This is a genomic window from Salibacter halophilus, assembly GCF_008806325.1.
GTDB classification, from domain to species: domain Bacteria; phylum Bacteroidota; class Bacteroidia; order Flavobacteriales_G; family Salibacteraceae; genus Salibacter; species Salibacter halophilus.
In genome coordinates this window covers 1-908 of sequence record NZ_WACR01000023.1, presented here as the reverse complement: position 1 = coordinate 908, position 908 = coordinate 1, and the positions used below count along the sequence as shown (strand labels likewise).

At 39.5% G+C, this 908-nt stretch carries 1 protein-coding gene; it reads left to right on the top strand.

The window, feature by feature from the left end; all coding sequences use genetic code 11:
- Positions 1-768, top strand: a 768-nt coding sequence (locus F3059_RS13610; protein ID WP_151170216.1) for a T9SS type A sorting domain-containing protein, incomplete at its 5' end; no start/stop codon positions are given.
- Between the last annotated feature and the right edge of the window lie 140 nt (positions 769-908).

The window sequence follows — 908 nt, the reverse complement described above, 5'->3', positions numbered from 1 at the left end:
CACGGAACTCCGGATATTACAGAATTGCCCTATGATAGTGTGGGTGCTTTGTTAGCAGTACTAGACAAAGGCTATTTAAGCGAAATTACAGGAAAGTTTAATGAGTTAGGGACTTTTGAGGTCTGGAGAACTCAATTAAAAGAATTTGATGAAAACTGGAACTATTCGAAGTCCTATTATATTACTTCCTCAATTGAATCAAGCTTTGATACAACATCTTTAACTTCATATGCACTTGAAAAATCCAATAAATTTGGTTTTTGTGGAGGTGGAATTTTTGCTTACAGAGATTCTGGAGTTACATATGCTAACGTTTGGTTTGGTCAAATTAACCCTGATAATGGAATTACGGTTTGGGATACATTGTTACCAAATGATGCAGCAGTCAATCATATAACTAAGAATGAAAATGCTGTTATTGCAGTAGGAGCTACAGGCTTCAGTAATACTGGCATTAAAGTTTGGAAAATCAACTTACCCAGCATTCCATTTCAAACAGAGTTCGTGAGTGACGAGCAGGATATTCCCGGTAAAGCGAATCAACCTCAAGTAACCGTTTACCCCAACCCGAGCAACAACTATTACAACCTCGAATCCGGCAAAAGGATAAAACAGGTGAGCGTTTACAATTTGCGCGGCTCTCTAATTATGCAAAAGCGCATCGATTCAAAAAGAAGTCGTGTACAGCTTGAAAGTGCAGGGGTTTACCTGATGCGCATTGAAGATGTTGACGGAAACATCACCACGAAAAAGGTTGTGAAATGGTAAGATCAACAATTTTAGTTTTCATGATGCTGGTTGCAGCTCTAACAGGCTACAGCCAGCACCTTGAGGTGATCAAAGAATACAACAGCAACGCTGTAGCACAGGATGTGGCAATGGATGATAGCGGTAATGTCTACATAGCT